The following is a 16,490-nucleotide window of genomic DNA, read 5'->3' as shown; positions in this document are numbered from 1 at the left end:
CGGGAAATGGAAAAGGGCAAGAGCTATGAAAATCGCAGACGAAATGCACGAAATACTCGAAAAAGCGTTTTCTCCAAGCTACTTGGAGGTCATCGACGAAAGCGCCAGTCATGCAGGGCACGCCGGAAATCCGAGTGGTGAAGGTCAGACACATTTCCGCGTGGTCATGCGGGCCGCAGGATTGGCGGGGAAGAGCCGTTTGGCGCGACACCGCGCGGTGCATAGCGCCTTGGGCGATCTGGTGCACCGCATTCACGCGCTGGCGCTTGATCTCGACGCTTAGGAGCGGGGTTCGGGGGCGCGTGTGGCTGTTAGTGTCGGGCGCGGCGCCTCATCGGATATGCTCTGATTGCTCTCAGGGGCCTCAGCGGGCGTTTCGGTGATGTCGTCCTGTGCGGTATTTTCACTCCACTCGACGCCGTTGTCAGTCTCTGTGAGCGTCTCAACCTGTGAAGAGGCGACCTCGCGGCGGAACACCAGAACGGTATAATAATGCACGGCCTTGGACGTCAGCCCTGTGCGCTCTTCAAGCGGCAGTGTATCGGCGCGCAGGTATTCCCAGCCGTCAGCGCCCATCTCGTTGAGCAGCGATGTCATGGCCTGCGCCATACGTCCGTCGGAGCCTTTAACGCCTTTGGCTTTCTCGCCCTTTTTTGGGGCGGGAACGGATTTATATTCGAATTTGGCCATACGGGTCTCTCCTGATGCTGTCAGAGGTTTAGCCGACAGGGGGCAGGGGTCAAGCACCAGAAAGGCGCTGCGGCTTATTGCGCGAAAAGATGTCGAAAAACTGCATCGTTTATTGGCCAATACATACCTTCTGGGTGATGCAGGCGCTATTCGGCGGCATCCCCAAAGGTGCCAAACTCAGGTTTCTCCTCGGTAAACATACCAAAATCGCAGGCGCGGCGGAAAATTAGCACAGTGGTGGTGCCCTGTTCGCCGTCGGTCGTAAAATTATCCGCTCGTACATAGGACCACCCGTCGGCGGCCATCGCATTGAGGCGTGTTTCGACGGCATTTGAAATGCGGGCGGCGATGGTTTGTGCCGATGATGTCGCTTCGCCTGATGTTGGGGCAGGGACGGCTTTGTATTCATAATGGGACATGCGGCTCTCCTTGTGTTTCAGGTCAGGGTAGAGCGTGAGGGTTAACTGGCGCTTTACGCTTCGCAACAAAGGACAGCCCAAAAGAAAGGCGCCCGTTGGGGCGCCCTTCGTCATGCTGGTATGTGTCGTATGGTGTCCGACTACAGGCCGAGTTTCTCGCTGATCAGCTTATTCACGGCGGCGGGGTTGGCCTTGCCGCCCGACGCTTTCATCACCTGACCGACGAACCAGCCTGCAAGTTTCGGGTTGGCCTTGGCCTTTTCAACCTGCGCGGGGTTGGCGGCGATGACCTCGTCCACGGCGGCTTCAATCGCGCCCATATCCGTGACCTGTTTCATGCCGCGTTCTTCGACGATTTTGGCGGGGTCGCCGCCCTCGGTGTAGACGATCTCGAACAGGTCTTTGGCAATCTTGCCTGAAATGTCGCCCGCCTTGATCAGCGCGACGATACCGCCAAGCTGTTCGGGGGAGACAGGGCAGTCCGCGATGTCCTTGTCGTCTTTTTTCAGACGACCGAACAATTCGTTGATCACCCAGTTGGCCGACAGCTTGCCGTCCTTGCCTGTGGCGACCACCTTTTCGAAGTAATCGGCGTTCACCGTATCAGCGGTCAACACGCCTGCGTCATATTCCGACAGGCCGAAGCCTTTGACGAAACGTGCCTTTTTCTCGTCAGGCAGTTCGGGCAGGGTCTTGGCAATGTCGTCGACCCAGCTTTGCTCGATCTCCAGCGGCAATAGGTCGGGGTCGGGGAAGTAGCGATAGTCGTGGGCCTCTTCCTTGGAGCGCTGCGTGCGGGTCTCGCCGCGATCAGGATCAAACCCACGGGTCTCTTGGTCAACTTCGCCACCATCCTCAAGGATGGCAATCTGACGACGTGCTTCGACCTCGATAGCCTGTTGAATGAAGCGGGTCGAGTTCATGTTCTTGATCTCGCAGCGCGTGCCGAGATGGGAGAAGTCCTGCGTCTCTTGGTATTTCTCATACTGGCCCGGACGGCAGACCGACACGTTCACATCGGCGCGCAGGTTGCCGTTTTGCATGTCCCCGTCACAGGTGCCGAGATAGCGCAGGATTTGGCGCAGCTTCAGCATATAGGCGGCGGCCTCCTCGGCGCTGCGGATGTCGGGGCGCGACACGATTTCCATCAAGGCAACACCAGCACGGTTGAGGTCCACGAAGGAGCTGTTGGGGTCCATGTCGTGGATCGACTTGCCCGCGTCCTGCTCAAGGTGGATGCGCTCGATGCGCACCAGACGCGCGACACCGGGTTCCATATCCACAAGCACTTCGCCTTCGCCGACGATAGGGTGGTAGAGCTGCGAGATTTGGTAGCCTGCGGGCTGGTCGGGATAGTAGTAGTTCTTGCGGTCAAAGGCGGAGAACAGGTTGATGTCGGCTTTGAGGCCGAGACCCGTGCGCACGGCTTGCTCGACGCAAAACTCGTTGATCACGGGCAACATGCCGGGCATGGCGGCGTCAACGAAGGACACGTTGGAGTTTGGCTCATTGCCGAACTGTGTCGATGCACCAGAGAACAGCTTGGCATTGGAGGCCACCTGCGCGTGGATTTCCATACCGATCACAAGTTCCCAGTCTTCCTTCGCCCCTGCGATGGTTTTGACTTTTGGTGTGGTGTATTCGAGATGGTCGAGCATGGGTGAAATCCCTCGAGTTGGCGTTTAATCGCCTGTCTAAGACAGCCCCGCGCGGGGAGCAAGGGGGAGGCGCTTTGCATTTGGAGAGATTTATAGCACAGTAAGAACGGTTTTCGAGAAAGTGAGTGCTGCCGCACATGCGATTGACCCGTTTCAAACCTGTGATTGTTGCTGTCGTTCTGTCCGTCCTGACGGGGGGAGCTGTGCAGGCTTTGGAGCGTAGCCCCGTGCCGCAGCCGCGCCCTTATGAGATATTCATTCCCGACCTACGGTGGGATCATACGCCCAAGGGCAAGACATGGACCAAGGCAACCATGGGCTTCATCACAAGCCACGGTCAGCGCCTGACCAAAACTGTGCCTCGCGATATTAACGAATGGTGTCCGGGTTATCCCGATCAGGATACCCGAGGCCGCGCGGCCTTTTGGGCGGGGTTGCTGTCGACATTGTCCTATCACGAAAGCACATGGCGCGAAGCGGCGGCGGGTGGTGGCGGCAAATGGTTCGGTTTGACACAGATCGCGCCGCCGACCGCACGGTGGCGCAAATGCCGTGCGCGCACGGCGGAGGAGTTGAAAAACGGCGTGGCCAACCTGTCGTGTGCCGTGCGTATTATGAACATCACCGTGCCGCGTGATCAGGTGGTCAGCGCAGGGATGAAAGGGGTCGCGGCGGATTGGGGGCCGTTTCATTCAAGTAGCAAGCGCGAAGATATGAAGCGGTGGTTGAAGCGTCAGGACTTCTGCAAAGTCGTGATGCGGCGCTCGCCCATCCCGCTCCCGCGTCCTGCCCGTCTGGATGCCCGTGCGGTGTACCATGTGCCTGACGCGATCTTGCTGCCCGCGACCCAAGCGCGATAGCGACAGCACATTCGCAATCCCCATGCGCGTCACCGCCCCACTTCCCTCATTGCCCTTACCCGTGATAGCCCTGAGACAAACAACAGGAGTACCGCCCATGCCCGCTTTGCGCCCCGATATCGATCCCGATGGTCTTTTGGAATATTCCGTGGTCTTTACTGACCGTTCCCTCAATCATATGTCCGCAGCTTTTCAACAGGTTATGCGCGACATCCATGACACGCTTTGCGAGGTCTATTGCGCACAAACGGCTGTCGTCGTCCCCGGTGGTGGCACCTACGCGATGGAGGCCGTGGCGCGGCAACTGGCGACGGATGAGGACGTGATGGTGATCCGCAACGGTTGGTTTTCCTACCGTTGGACGCAAATCTTTGAGGCAGGGTCTATTCCTGCCTCTGAAACTGTTCTCAAGGCGCGGCGCACAGGCAATGCCATAGACGCGCCTTTTGCCCCCGCGCCGATTGACGAGGCTGTGGCCAAGATCAAAGAGATCAAACCCAAGGTGGTTTTTGCTCCGCATGTGGAAACCTCGTCGGGTATGATCCTGCCTGACGCCTATATCAAAGCACTCGCGGAGGCCGTCCATGCCGAGGGTGGCCTGATGGTGCTTGATTGTATCGCCTCAGGCTGTGCATGGGTCGATATGGAGGCTTTAGGCGTCGACGTGTTGATCTCCGCCCCACAAAAGGGCTGGTCGGCGCAACCTTCAGCGGGTCTGGTGATGCTGTCCGAGCGCGCGCTTGCGGTGGTCAAAGCCCGTCAATCGACGTCCTTCGCGGTGGATTTGGGCAAATGGCTGTCCATCATGGAAACTTACACGGGCGGCGCTCACGCCTATCACGCGACCATGCCCACCGACGCGCTGCGTGCCTTCCGCGATACGATGTTGGAGACCAAAGACTACGGGTTCGACAAACTGTGTGATGCGCAATGGGAGCAGGGCAACCGTGTGCGGGCCATGCTCAAAGCGCGTGGGATCAAATCCGTCGCCGCAGAAGGCTTCGAGGCTCCGGGTGTGGTCGTGTCCTACACGTCAGACCCCGAGGTGCAGTCGGGCCGTGCCTTTGCCGCCTTGGGGATGCAGATCGCGGCGGGTGTGCCGTTGCAATGCGACGAGGGGCCAGACTATGCGAGCTTCCGTTTGGGGCTGTTCGGGTTGGACAAGCTCTATGACGTTGATGCCTCGGTGGCGCGCCTTGAGGCCGCACTCGACAAGGTGCTGTAAGGCATCGCGTGAGAGACTTGAAAGCGGCGCGTCCTTATATCGGGTGCGCCGTTTTGCTGTTCGAGGGCGATTAGGCGAGGGGGCCAAGCCCTGCCTTCATCACGCCCATGCGCACGGGCTTGATGTCATGCACCGCCTTGAGGCCCATCAGGCGGATCGCATTGAGCAACCCGTCTTCTTCACGCACCACGCGGTTGAATTTATCCACCACAAAGGCGCGGGAGGCGATATCGCGGTGGCGCGTTTTGGCGTAGGTGTCGAGCATCTTTTGATCGCCCAAGGTGGCGGGGCTTTGCGACGCCAGATCAAGAAGCTGCGCCAGATCGTTGAGCGAGGTATTCAACCCTTGCGCCCCGATGGGAGGCAGCACATGCGCGGCTTCGGCAATCACCGCGACCCGCTCGGCGGCGAGCCTGTCGGCCAGTTGCGTGATAATCGGGAAAATACCGCGATGGGAAGCCAGTTCGAGCGTGCCGAACAGACCCGCAGAGCGTTCGGTCATCGCTGCGTTGAAGGCGTCCGGCTCCATGTTCAACAACTCCACCGCCCGTGGTCCGTGGTTCATCCACACAATCGCCGAGGCATGTCGCCCGTCGATATCGGCCAAGGGCACCATCGTGAACGGGCCGCCCTCGCGGTAAATCTCTGTCGAAACATTGTGGTGCGGAAGTGTGTGGAACGCCGTAAAGGCCAGTGATTTTTGCCCGTAGCGGGTGGTTTTGACGCCAATCCCTGCGGCCTCGCGCACGGGGCTGTTACGTCCGTCAGCGGCGATCACCAATTTGGCTGAAACCTGTGTGCCATCGGTGAGCGTGACAAGCGCCTCACCTGTGCGGGTCAGCAGGGATTTGAACCCCGTGCCATAGCGCATTTCAGTGTTGGTGATGGTGGGCAGAATGGCGAGCAATTCGCGGCGAATCTGCCAGTTGAGGAAATTCCACCCGAATGGCTCGTCGCCTGTTTCCGTGCCTTCAAATTGACGTTCGGTGCGTATCTCGGACGGGATGCCGTCCGCGCCAACGGTGTCCACGATACGCAGCGCGTCGAGCGGGGTGGCGTAGGGTTCAAGCGCGGACCAGATGCCGATGCGTTGAAACAGATCACGCGCGGGGCGCAAAAAGGCCGTCGAGCGCAAATCGGAGGCGTGATCATCGCCCACCGTGACGGGGGGCGTGGGATCAACCATCAGGGTCTTGAACCCGCTCGCGCCAAAGGCTGCCGCCGCAATCATACCCGCAATGCCACCGCCACTGACAAGAACGTCAACGGTTTCGCGCTGTGCTTTCGGTGCAGCGGTCAGCGTGGTGGTTTGGGCGGCTGGTTGTTCGGGCATGGGTCTCTCCTTTGCGCGGCGCGTGGCGCATGGCCTAGACATAGGCGCAAAGGAGCAGTTTGTCCAAGCGTCAGCCTGTCCCACCTGTCAAAGGCGAGGCTGCGCGTCAGGGTGCGGTTGAACGGGGCGTTAACCGCCAATCGTGAGCAGGAACAACACGATGTAGATCACAGGCACAAAGGCCAGAGCCGTCAGGCCAAGAACCCAAGGGCCGATCAGAAACGAACCTGCAATCACCGCAGCGAGGACCACGACAATAAACAATATGGTTAAAGCGACACCTTTCGGAGAAATGGCATCTTCTTCGTGGTGGTCTTCAGATTGTGTGGGGGCGACAGTCATGGTGTATCTCCAAAAGGGGCGTGTGCGTGTCCAGAGGCGGAGCGATCAGGGTGTTTGATTTCGCGCCTCTATATTTTTGCACATCTTACACGTCACGGCGACGGGTTGCCGCGCGACAGCACCGCGCAGTGACATTTTTACGCAGGATGCGCCTGTGGCTTGCGGCGTTTGAACGGCTTTGTCGCGGCTTAGGTGAGAAGCGTGGCCAGAAATCCGGTGAGATCAGCGGCATGGAATTGCACATGGGGCGCGGGCGGATCGAGGGGCGCGGGCGCTATATGCACGGTCTTCATGCCAAGCGCATGCGGCACTTTGAGATTGCGGGGATCATCCTCGAACATCGCGGCCTCATATGGGGCAAGCCCGTCTTTCTTGAGAATGGTGTCAAAGGCTTGTGCGGCGGGTTTGGGGTGAAAATCTGCGTGTTCAATGCCATAGATCGCATCAAAAATACCTGTAAGGCCACGCGCCTCAAGCACGCGTTTGGCATAGGGCTCGGACCCGTTGGTGAAGACGATCTTACGTCCTGGCAGGGCATTGATATGCGCGCGCAGTTCCATATCGCGCGACAGGGTCGAGAAATCAATGTCATGCACGTAGGTCAGGTAGGGCAACGGATCGGTGCCATGCAGCTCCATCATGCCCGAGAGCGTTGTGCCATAGTCCATCCAATAGGCATGGCGCAGGCGGTTGGCTTCGGCTTCGGACACGTTCAATTCACGCTGCACCCAGTCGGTCATGCGCGGTTCGATTTGCTCGAACAGGCAGGCGGACGGAGGATAAAGCGTGTTGTCGAGATCGAAAATCCATTCGCGGACGTGGGAAAAGTGATCGCTAACCATGTGTGTAGTGATAGGTGAGGGCCGCGCATGAGACAAGGGTGCCTCAGGGTCTATCGGTGCAGTGCGGCCATCTATCGCTTGATTGCCTATGTCAGGGGTGTCTATGGTCGCGCAAACACGAGGTCAGCAAGGAAGCCTGATGAGAGAGCCGCGCACGGGACAAAAAGACGCCTACCAAATGATTTTGGAAGCGATTGATACGGGGACTTACCGGCCCGGAGACCGTTTGGTCGAAAGTGAGTTGGCCGAGCGGTTCGGCGTATCGCGCACGCCTATTCGTGAGGCACTTCAACGGCTTGAGACCCAATCCATGCTGACCCGTGACGGGCGTTCGCTCATCGTTGCGTCACTGGATCACAACCAGATGGCGGATCTCTATGTGGTGCGTACCGAGCTTGAGGGCTTGGCCGCGCGTCTGGCTGCGCGTCACGCAACGCCCGAAGAGGTCCGTGTGCTACGTGATATGGTCGAAGAGGACCGTGGTCTGATCGGAAATCCAGAAGCCTTGGCGCGGGCCAACCGTCGGTTTCACAAGCAAATCCACCTCGCTTCACACAACCACTACCTCGTGCAGCAGCTCGATCTCGTGCATCGCTCTATGGCGCTTTTGGCGACGACATCCTTGGCCGTGGACGGACGTGGTGCGGAAGCCATTGCCGAACATGATGCCATTGTCTCTGCCATTGAAGCAGGGGACGGGGCAACCGCGCATAAGGCACTGTCCGATCATATCTCGAAAGCCTTTGTCACCCGTTTGAAAATCGACGCGAACAAAGAGGTGTAACCGCACACGGTTTTGTCTGTTGTGTGTTGACTGATCGGAGGTCCGCAAACCTAATGTTTGCGCCCTCGCGTCCATCCCAATGACATTCTGTTCCTGATCTTGGAGTTCCGCCCGTGCGGCAAGAACGGCAGGTAAAGACTGTCGGGGTCTCTAGGCTGATGGACAAATGTGGCATCGCGGGCAGGCTCGACCGCAAAGGGGGCAGGAGGGTCGGCCAAGGCATCGACCTTTGGCCCTCGGCTCGCGGGATGTGTCCGCGTGGGGCTGTCCACACGACCTTTGCGACGCTTCAATGCGGCTTTCTTCCCGAGATCGGCCACCTTGATCTGTGGCTTCGGATGTGGAGCGGTGGATAGGTTAGACGGCTTGAGCCCTGCGACGGTGGGAGGTTGTAACCATTCGTTTGCGACTTCAGCGGGTGTTGTGGTCTTCGGTTCCAGAATTTTGGGATCACACAGGCGAATGACCGAAGCGTTTTCTGCGGTCTTTGGACCTGTCGGAGCGGGGGTGGGCAAAGGGGGCAGCTTGTCTGTGGCCTTCGCCTTGGGAGAGGGGATAAATGGCGCGATCTCATTGCTCATCCCATGTGCGGTCTTATCCCAATAATAGGGGCGAGTGACGATCTCCCATAACCCTTTAGCTGTCGCGATCGTGGCGAGCGGGTAGTACAGATGGAGCGTCGGCACCCAAGGCCAGAGCCATTTGTGCTTCGGTGTACTTGTGGCAAGCATCCCAACCGTCACAGTTGCGACCTCTGAGAGGATAAAGAGGACACCTAGAGCGATGAACGCTTCATGGGGAAGGACGTTACGCAGAGGGTGAGGCAGTCCAAGTGCGACAGCCCAGAAAGACCACAAGAACGGCGCGAGGATGAACTGGCTGATGGTGCCCAAGAACAGGGCCTGAACGCCGAAAAAACGCCACAGACCGAGATCACGTAACAGTTTTCGGGGCGAGCGCATATGGACCGCCCATGTCATGGCATAGCCCTTGAGCCAACGGGAGCGTTGTTTGATCCACGGCCACGCGCGACAGTTGGCCTCTTCCTCGGTCACGGTTGAAATCAATTCTGTGCGGTAGCCATGACGGGCAAGGCGAATCCCTAAATCGGCGTCCTCCGTGACATTATGGGCATCCCATCCGCCCAATTCCTCAATTGCATCGCGGCGGAAAAACAAGGTTGTTCCACCAAGCGGCACAACCAATCCCATTTTCTCATACCCGGGGAGAACAATCCGAAACCACGACGCATATTCAACTGTGAAACAGCGCGACAACCAATTGGTGCGGGCGTTGTAGAAATCAAGCACCCCTTGCACACAGGCCACGTCTGGTGCGGCCATTTCAAAGTGGCTGACAACTTTATGAATCTGACTGGGTTCGGGGGCGTCTTCGGCGTCCCAAATGCCAATGATCGATCCACGGCAGAAATCGAGTGCGAAGTTGAGAGCCCGTGGTTTGGTTTTGACTTGGCCGCGCGGCACGATGATCTGGCGCATCCATCGTGGCAGGTCGGCGGTGGCCACAGCGGCTTGGGTTACTTGGTCGTCTTCCTCGACCACCAAACAGATGTCGAGCAGTTCATGCGGATAATCAAGGCGCGACAAGCGTTTGACGAGGTGCGCGGTGATCGCGCGTTCGCGAAACAGTGGCACCATGACCGATACAATCGGCAAGGTCGCGGGCTTGCGCCGCAGCGCCATTATCGGCTTTGGCCGTCCCGCGTCTCGCGCCTGAACAAAGGCGGCGGCGACTTTCAAGACCGAGTTGACGACCAAGGTGAGCACCGCCCACAGGGTCAGCATGATGAAGGCTGTTTGAGGAAAGAACCCGATGAACACCAAGGCCAAAACGGCCATACAGGATAATGTGCGGGTGAGGCGTTTGATGTCGATTTCACGACAACTCTCGGAGGCTGCAACACGGGTCTCGGCGGCATCGGCCAATACCCGTTGACGGGATCGCAAGAGAGCTTCGTGGAGGGCGGTCTCGGAGGAGATGGCGAGGCGGACGGGGCCATAAATTTCCGTCAGGCGCGCTCTAAGATCGTTGAACTCTTCCGGCCGGCAGGAGGCGATGATCGTTGCGCCACCCGCACGGCGCCACGGTAGCAGGCCGTATTTGAGGCATTCATCCGCCCCGATTTCGTCGATCAATCTCACATCGGGCGGGGTCTCATGAAAATCGGCAACGATGGCTTGGTATTGCGTTCCGATGGCCTTGTAGAGCGTGGCCTCATCCACCATGCCGCGGGCCAAAAGAATGTCGCCGATGCGCGTGTTTTCGCGTTGGCGCACGGCGGCGGCGCGTTCGACATCGGCGGGGGTGAGTGCGCCCATTTCCACCAGTATCTGCCCAATAGGTTTGCGCGGGCGTGGCGTTGCAACAGCGTGGAGATGCGGTGGTTGGGCTGCGTTGGTGCGGGTCTGTGAAGGTAGGGGATTGCCCAGCACAAGGGGAGCCGTTGCGACAGCCTTCATGTTAGGGGAGGTTTGAATACGGTGTCGCCCGTATGTCATTGGAACTCTATCCACAATTACAGTTGTGCCCGCACATCAGGCACAGTCAAAGGTGGAGTAGAGTGGTTAACAGATCGTTAAATTTTGTGGATAACGCTGTGGATAAGAGCAAAAGACGCTGCCTTTGCTCTTATTCGATTTACACCTGTTGCGAGAATGTCAGCGGAGGCTGCGCCTTAGGCCATTTCACGCGCGGCCATCGCGGCGGCGAAGCGTTCAAACAGGTAATAGCTGTCCATCGGGCCCGGGCTGGCTTCGGGGTGGTATTGCACGGAGAAGACGGGTTTGCCCTCAACCTTGATACCGCAGTTCGAGCCGTCAAACAGGGACACGTGGGTTTCGACCACACCCGCAGGCAGGCTTTGCGCATCGACGGCAAAGCCGTGGTTCATCGAGGTGATCTCAACTTTACCCGTATCTTTGTCTTTGACAGGGTGGTTGGCGCCGTGGTGGCCGTGGTTCATCTTGATCGTCTTGGCACCGAGCGCCAGTGCGAGCATCTGGTGGCCGAGGCAAATGCCGAAAACGGGGAGTCCCTTGTCCAACACGGCCTTGATCATCGGCACGGCATATTCGCCCGTGGCCGCCGGATCACCCGGACCATTGGAGAGGAAGACCCCGTCGGGATCATGCGCAAGCACCTCTTCGGCGGTAGCCGTTGCAGGCAGAACCGTGACGTCACAGCCCGCCGACGCGAGGCACCGCAGAATGTTGCGTTTCGCGCCGAAATCGAGTGCGACGACCTTGTGGCCTTTACCCTCACGTTTGGGGAAGCCATCGGGCCATGCCCACCGCATCTCATCCCATTTGTAGGATTGGGCGCAGGTGACATCCTTGGCCAGATCCAAACCGACAAGGCCGGAGAAGGCGCGGGCCTGCGCCACAAGCGCCTCAATGTCGAAGTTGCCATCGGGATCATGGGCAAGTGCCACGTGGGGCGCGCCTTGTTGGCGGATTGCACGGGTCAGGCGGCGCGTGTCGACGCCGCCCATGCCGATACGACCACGCTTGGCGAGCCAAGGGCCAAGCTCGTCTTGCGAGCGCCAGTTGGAGGGCTCGGTCGGGTCCCATTTGACAATCATGCCCGCAGCAACGGGATCGGCTGTCTCGTCGTCCTCGGCGTTGACGCCCGTGTTGCCGATGTGCGGGAAGGTGAAGGTCACGACTTGGCCCGCATAAGACGGGTCGGTCATGATCTCTTGGTAACCCGTCATGGCGGTGTTGAAACACAACTCGGCGGTGGTGACGCCCGTTGCACCGAACCCCATGCCGTAGAAAACTGTGCCATCGGCAAGAGCCAAACACGCAGTCGGTTTCTTAGTGGATTGACCCGTTGCCATGTCGCGACTCCCAATGTGCCCAAAATTGTCGGGAAATTAGGCACATCAGAGGGGAGCGTCAAGGCGCATCGGTCGCAGAATTGGGGAAATTCAATAATATAAATTTAGCTAATGAAACCAGTCTCTTGCAAAAATGGCTACATCTTGAGGTCAGGTGACGTTTTGGGTATGGTGAACGCTTCGATAGCGATAGGAAGAGATGTCTATGGATATGCGTGACCGGATCAACACCGCCTTGAAAACGGCGATGAAAGAGAAGGATAAGGAGCGTCTTTCCACGCTTCGGCTGATCAATGCAGCCATCAAGGATCGCGATATCGCGGCTCGTGGTGATGGCGATGACAGTGGGGTAGAAGACAGCGATGTGCTTCAAATCCTTGGGAAAATGGTTAAGCAACGCCAAGAAAGCGTGAAGGCGTTTGAAGAGGGTGGACGCATTGAGCTGGCCGATAAGGAGCGTTCCGAGATCAGCGTGATCGAAGAGTTCCTGCCGCGCCAATTGGATGCCGCCGAAACCGAAGCTGCCATTGATGCGGCCATTGCCGAGACCAATGCCGAGAGTATTCGCGACATGGGTAAGGTCATGGGCACTTTGAAAGCCAAATACACGGGCCAACTCGATTTCGGTGCTGTCGGCGCCAAGATTAAGGCCAAACTCGGATAAAAATTTCGAGATTTACCAGTCAGATTACAAAAGGGCCGTCCAGAGTGGGCGGCCCTTTTAATGTTTCGCTAATATCCGCCTGTTTCACTGCTTCAATCAATTTTTGAAAGTGGAGCCGCAAATGACCTTCATGTCCAAACTGCCCCTAGATGCTGTGGGTGTCGCCCTTGCCGCGAAGCGTGGTGAGAGGACAAGCCATGATTTGAGCGGGGCTTCTAAACAATTGTTTGAGAATTTGACGGAAGGCGAGTTGGAGGAAATGACGGTCCGCGCCCCACAGGGATACGGGCCTGAGCCACGGGGTTAAGGGGGCGTCTTTACTGGAGTTGACGCAGACGCCCCAATACCAGTTCAAGATCGCCGCGTAGGGTTTGGCGCTCTTCAGGGCTTAAAAACGCGCCGAGTTCAACTTCGCGGGTTGCCTCGGAAGGCGTTGTCTCGGTGTCGTATGAAATAGGGCCGCCACCTTTGAGCGTGAGATATTGTTCGACCTTGCCATTGGGCGTCAGTGTGAGCTTCACCCAATAGGGATTGGCCACCCAATCGAACCGCGCCCCCTTGGAGGTCCAATGGGTCAGGGTGATGCGGTCATGCCAAATCAGGAGTTCTTCGCGTAAAAGATCGCGGTCCGATTTGCGCAAGGCAATCCATAGTGCGGCCAGAACACTCAGCATACACAGCAGTAAAACCCAAAATGCCGTGGTGCCGATAAAGGGAACGACGGGCACGAGACCTGCCACAAACATTAACCAGATAGCGGCTGCAAATCCCTTGGATGGAAGGGACCGATGCGGCCAGATTTCCAGTCGCAGTATTGGCTCCCCCCGATCTGTCTGCGTGCCACCTTGCCCACCTTGCGCTGCGGAATCGCTATGATCCTGCGCAGGCGGAATCGGCGGCAGGGGCGCATGATGGGCGGGAGTCCAGAGATAGGGCATATGTGTGCGATTGTGTGGGGTGCATTTATTGTGTGCTTGCACGGAGTGTAGCGTGTGCTTTCGGCCCGTAAAGGGTCAGCTCGTCGCAGGTCGTTCCCCCAGCGGTTCAAAGAGGCGCAGCAAATAGCCATCTGGGTCGGCCACAACAAACTGGCGCTGGCCAAGCGCCACGGTTCTTTTGCGATACCACGCCTCCTCAAGGGGAGGCATCAGGGCGTAGCTCCTGCGGGTGAGGCGGTCCAGAATGGGGTGAACGCTAGGGACTTCGATCTGGAGGTTCACGCCGCGGCCGAAGGGGTAGCTGTCGGGTAAATGCCCGTCGTCAAAGGTGCGCCCTGCGCCAATTTGATCAATCATGAGCCGCGCGTGTCCGAGTGCCAACATCGCAAACCCGTCCTCTTCGCGAGCGTAGTCGATGGTGAACCCGAGCAGGTCGCAATAAAAGTCGCGCGAGTCTCGCCAATCCGACACCGCAAATTCGGGAATGAGGGCAGGGCGGGGCGCTCGACTCATATCGTTACGCATTGCTCGACGCTGTCATCATCAAACCTATGACCTGCGGGTTGGAGGTCTCCGATCTTATTGCCGTCAAAGGCATAGATGGCCTGCACCCGCTGTGTGCGCGTCGCATAGGCTCCAAGAGCGGCGTGTTCGAGAATCACGACAAAGTTCGAGACGGGCATATCGGCAAACATGCGTGCGGCTTTGCCCGCTTCGTCCTCGGCCCATTTTGTGCGGACATAGCGCTCGATCTCGCGTGCGAGGGTGTCGATGTCTTCGCGGGCGGGATTGTCCATGTTATAGAGCGGTTCCGGCGAGGTGATGAGCATCGCCACATTGGTCTTTCCCGTGGCTGTATCGAACAGTTTCGAGAACTGTGCGGGATGCCAATATGTGGAGAGGTCCGACGCCTTTGGTGGCGCGCCTTTATCCCAAAATTTTGCAAATAGTGCCACCATATCGGTCTCCTTCGTTCAAAGGGGTAGCAGGGGAATTGGGACAAAAAAAGACCCCGCCGTGGCGGGGTCTCCTTAACTGTTAATGGTTAACGCTCTGGAAAAATCTGCGGAGCGTTAGCTGTCCCAAACTTAATGGGCGTGGCCTTTGTCCCAGTCTTCTTGCTTGGCAAGAGTCTCGAACGTGTGCTCTGGAGGAGGGCATGGCAGGGTCCACTCAAGTGTATCTGCATACTCGTTCCAGTAGTTGTTCTCGGTCACGCGTTTGCCTGCGACCAGCGTGTAGATCACGATGCCGATAAAGAGCAGGAAGGACGTGAAGGAGAGCAGTGCGCCCCACGAAGAGACATAGTTCCAGTAAGCGAAGGCTTCAGGATAGTCGATGTAGCGACGTGGCATGCCCTGACGACCCAAGAAGTGTTGTGGGAAGAAGGTCAGGTTTACACCGATGAAGAACATCCAGAAGTGCAGCTTGCCGAAGAATTCGGGATACTGCCGCCCTGACATCTTGCCGATGTAGAAATACACGCCCGCGAAGATGGTGAAGGCTGCCCCCATCGACATGGTGTAGTGGAAGTGCGCGACGACGTAGTAGGTGTCGTGATAGGCGCGGTCCACACCAGGTTGCGACAGAACGATGCCTGTAACGCCGCCGATGGTGAAGAGGATCAAGAAGCCGAATGCAAAGAGCATTGGCGTTTTGAACTCGACAGAACCGCCCCACATGGTTGCGATCCAAGAGAAGATCTTAACCCCTGTAGGTACCGCGATCACCATTGTGGCCAACATGAAGTAGGACTGCTGTGTGAGCGACAGGCCGACTGTATACATGTGGTGCGCCCAAACAACGAAGCCCAGAACACCGATTGCGATCAACGCCCAAACCATTGGCAGGTAGCCAAAGACGGATTTGCGCGAGAAGGTGGCGATGATGTGGGACACCAGACCGAAGCCGGGAAGAACCACGATGTACACTTCGGGGTGACCGAAGAACCACAAGATGTGTTGGTACAGGATCGGATCGCCGCCGCCGCCAGGTTGGAAGAACTGGGTGTTAAAGTTGCGGTCGGTCAACAGCATGGTGATGGCGCCGGCCAGAACAGGCAGGGACAACAGGATCAGCCATGAGGTGACAAAGATCGACCATGCAAACAGCGGCACTTTGAACAATGTCATGCCGGGGGTGCGCATGTTGAGGAAGGTGGTGATCATGTTGATCGCGCCGAGAATCGAGGAGGCGCCGGAGACGTGAACCGCGAAAATCGCGAGATCCATCGAATATCCGCCTTCATTGGTCGAGAGCGGTGGATAAAGAACCCACCCGACACCCGAGCCAAGCTGACCATCCCCGCCTGGAGCCAACATGGATGCAATGCCAAGGCCAACGCCAGTGACAAACAGCCAGTAGGACAGGTTGTTGAGGCGTGGGAATGCCATGTCCGGAGCGCCGATTTGCAGCGGCATGAAGTAGTTGCCAAAGCCGCCGAAGAGCGCAGGGATCACCACAAAGAACATCATCAAAACACCGTGATAGGTGATCATAACGTTCCAGAGGTGGCCGTTTGGCGTACAGGGGTTGGCCATGAGGCCTTCCATACACATGTACTGAACACCGGGTTCCATGAGCTCAAGGCGCATGAAGACAGTGAAGCAAACGGAGATGAAGCCCACAGCGGCAGCTGTGAACAGGTAAAGGATACCGATATCCTTGTGGTTGGTCGACATGAACCAACGAGTAAAGAACCCGCGGTTGTCTTCGTGCCCGTGAATGGCTGCGTCTGCCATGCGGTCCTCCCGATTTATGTGCGTCGTATGCGTTTGGTCCGCCGCCCCTTTAGGTCAGGAGTCAGTGGGCGGAATTGGGACATGTTTAGTAGCTCACGCGGACGTGCGCAATGTGTCAACGTGCCCCATCCGTAG

The 16,490-nt window shown here is 57.9% G+C and carries 18 protein-coding genes; 6 read left to right on the top strand and 12 right to left on the bottom strand.

The features are described 5' to 3' along the window. Nucleotides 1-25 precede the first annotated feature (25 nt). Nucleotides 26-283 (top strand): BolA family protein, encoded by a 258-nt coding sequence (locus tag ACN0TS_RS02165; RefSeq protein WP_417257670.1) that lies wholly within the window; start codon nt 26-28, stop codon nt 281-283. Here the strand turns inward: ACN0TS_RS02165 and ACN0TS_RS02160 are convergent. From ACN0TS_RS02160 to gatB, 3 genes are all read right to left on the bottom strand, one after another. Continuing rightward, complete coding sequence (locus tag ACN0TS_RS02160) at nt 280-690, bottom strand: DUF4177 domain-containing protein (protein WP_417257669.1); 411 nt, start codon at nt 688-690, stop codon at nt 280-282. The two genes, ACN0TS_RS02165 and ACN0TS_RS02160, sit on opposite strands and share 4 nt — an antisense overlap. 146 nt (nt 691-836) lie before the next feature. Further along, nucleotides 837-1,109: a DUF4177 domain-containing protein gene (locus tag ACN0TS_RS02155; protein WP_417257668.1), complete on the bottom strand. Its 273-nt coding sequence runs from the start codon at nt 1,107-1,109 to the stop codon at nt 837-839. A 140-nt stretch (nt 1,110-1,249) separates the two neighbouring features. Further along, nucleotides 1,250-2,767: an Asp-tRNA(Asn)/Glu-tRNA(Gln) amidotransferase subunit GatB gene (gene gatB / locus ACN0TS_RS02150; protein ID WP_417257667.1), complete on the bottom strand. Its 1,518-nt coding sequence runs from the start codon at nt 2,765-2,767 to the stop codon at nt 1,250-1,252. A gap of 137 nt (nt 2,768-2,904) precedes the next feature. Between gatB and ACN0TS_RS02145 the strand changes: the two genes are divergently transcribed. Then, nucleotides 2,905-3,627 (top strand): transglycosylase SLT domain-containing protein, encoded by a 723-nt coding sequence (locus ACN0TS_RS02145; protein WP_417257666.1) that lies wholly within the window; start codon nt 2,905-2,907, stop codon nt 3,625-3,627. A 97-nt stretch (nt 3,628-3,724) separates the two neighbouring features. Beyond that, entirely contained in the window at nt 3,725-4,852 is a 1,128-nt protein-coding gene (locus ACN0TS_RS02140; RefSeq protein WP_417257665.1) for an aminotransferase class V-fold PLP-dependent enzyme, read from the top strand. A gap of 70 nt (nt 4,853-4,922) precedes the next feature. On the opposite strand, the gene ACN0TS_RS02135 is transcribed toward ACN0TS_RS02140, so the two are convergent. The 3 genes from ACN0TS_RS02135 to ACN0TS_RS02125 form a co-directional block, all read right to left on the bottom strand. Then, nucleotides 4,923-6,185, bottom strand: coding sequence for an FAD-dependent monooxygenase (locus ACN0TS_RS02135; protein ID WP_417257664.1), 1,263 nt, complete (start codon nt 6,183-6,185; stop codon nt 4,923-4,925). Nucleotides 6,186-6,314: 129 nt separating this feature from the next. Continuing rightward, entirely contained in the window at nt 6,315-6,527 is a 213-nt protein-coding gene (locus ACN0TS_RS02130) for a hypothetical protein (RefSeq protein WP_417257663.1), read from the bottom strand. A gap of 188 nt (nt 6,528-6,715) precedes the next feature. Further along, nucleotides 6,716-7,369, bottom strand: coding sequence for a pyrimidine 5'-nucleotidase (locus ACN0TS_RS02125; RefSeq protein ID WP_417257662.1), 654 nt, complete (start codon nt 7,367-7,369; stop codon nt 6,716-6,718). 139 nt (nt 7,370-7,508) lie between these two features. On the opposite strand from ACN0TS_RS02125, the gene ACN0TS_RS02120 reads away from it, so the two are divergent. After that, the gene (locus tag ACN0TS_RS02120) at nt 7,509-8,153 is read left to right on the top strand and encodes a GntR family transcriptional regulator (RefSeq protein ID WP_417257661.1); all 645 of its coding nucleotides are present in this window, start codon (nt 7,509-7,511) and stop codon (nt 8,151-8,153) included. A gap of 50 nt (nt 8,154-8,203) precedes the next feature. On the opposite strand, the gene ACN0TS_RS02115 is transcribed toward ACN0TS_RS02120, so the two are convergent. Then, a complete protein-coding gene (locus tag ACN0TS_RS02115; protein WP_417257660.1) occupies nt 8,204-10,672 on the bottom strand; it encodes a glycosyltransferase family 2 protein in 2,469 nt (822 codons plus the stop codon). Between the two features lie 176 nt (nt 10,673-10,848). After that, complete coding sequence (carA, locus tag ACN0TS_RS02110) at nt 10,849-12,012, bottom strand: glutamine-hydrolyzing carbamoyl-phosphate synthase small subunit (RefSeq protein ID WP_417257659.1); 1,164 nt, start codon at nt 12,010-12,012, stop codon at nt 10,849-10,851. 205 nt (nt 12,013-12,217) lie between these two features. Here carA and ACN0TS_RS02105 point away from each other — a divergent pair, with 205 nt between their 5' ends. After that, nucleotides 12,218-12,676, top strand: coding sequence for a GatB/YqeY domain-containing protein (locus ACN0TS_RS02105; protein ID WP_417257658.1), 459 nt, complete (start codon nt 12,218-12,220; stop codon nt 12,674-12,676). A 121-nt stretch (nt 12,677-12,797) separates the two neighbouring features. Next, nucleotides 12,798-12,983: a DUF3008 family protein gene (locus tag ACN0TS_RS02100; RefSeq protein ID WP_417257657.1), complete on the top strand. Its 186-nt coding sequence runs from the start codon at nt 12,798-12,800 to the stop codon at nt 12,981-12,983. Nucleotides 12,984-12,993: 10 nt separating this feature from the next. On the opposite strand, the gene ACN0TS_RS02095 is transcribed toward ACN0TS_RS02100, so the two are convergent. The 4 genes from ACN0TS_RS02095 to ACN0TS_RS02080 form a co-directional block, all read right to left on the bottom strand. Beyond that, on the bottom strand, nt 12,994-13,614 hold the full coding sequence (locus tag ACN0TS_RS02095) for a DUF2244 domain-containing protein (protein WP_417257656.1): 621 nt from the start codon (nt 13,612-13,614) through the stop codon (nt 12,994-12,996). A 75-nt stretch (nt 13,615-13,689) separates the two neighbouring features. Beyond that, nucleotides 13,690-14,127 carry a bleomycin resistance protein gene (locus ACN0TS_RS02090; protein WP_417257655.1) on the bottom strand — a complete coding sequence of 146 codons (438 nt, stop codon included), beginning with the start codon at nt 14,125-14,127 and terminating at the stop codon, nt 13,690-13,692. Continuing rightward, nucleotides 14,124-14,573: a hypothetical protein gene (locus ACN0TS_RS02085; protein WP_417257654.1), complete on the bottom strand. Its 450-nt coding sequence runs from the start codon at nt 14,571-14,573 to the stop codon at nt 14,124-14,126. Before ACN0TS_RS02085 ends, ACN0TS_RS02090 begins: the two co-directional genes overlap by 4 nt. A gap of 129 nt (nt 14,574-14,702) precedes the next feature. Then, nucleotides 14,703-16,355, bottom strand: coding sequence for a cytochrome c oxidase subunit 1 (locus ACN0TS_RS02080; RefSeq protein WP_417257653.1), 1,653 nt, complete (start codon nt 16,353-16,355; stop codon nt 14,703-14,705). Nucleotides 16,356-16,490: the final 135 nt, after the last annotated feature.

This window comes from Celeribacter sp., from assembly GCF_048266405.1.
Lineage (GTDB): Bacteria > Pseudomonadota > Alphaproteobacteria > Rhodobacterales > Rhodobacteraceae > Celeribacter.
Note: the sequence above shows the minus strand (reverse complement) of the source record. Positions and strands in the feature narration are given on the sequence as shown.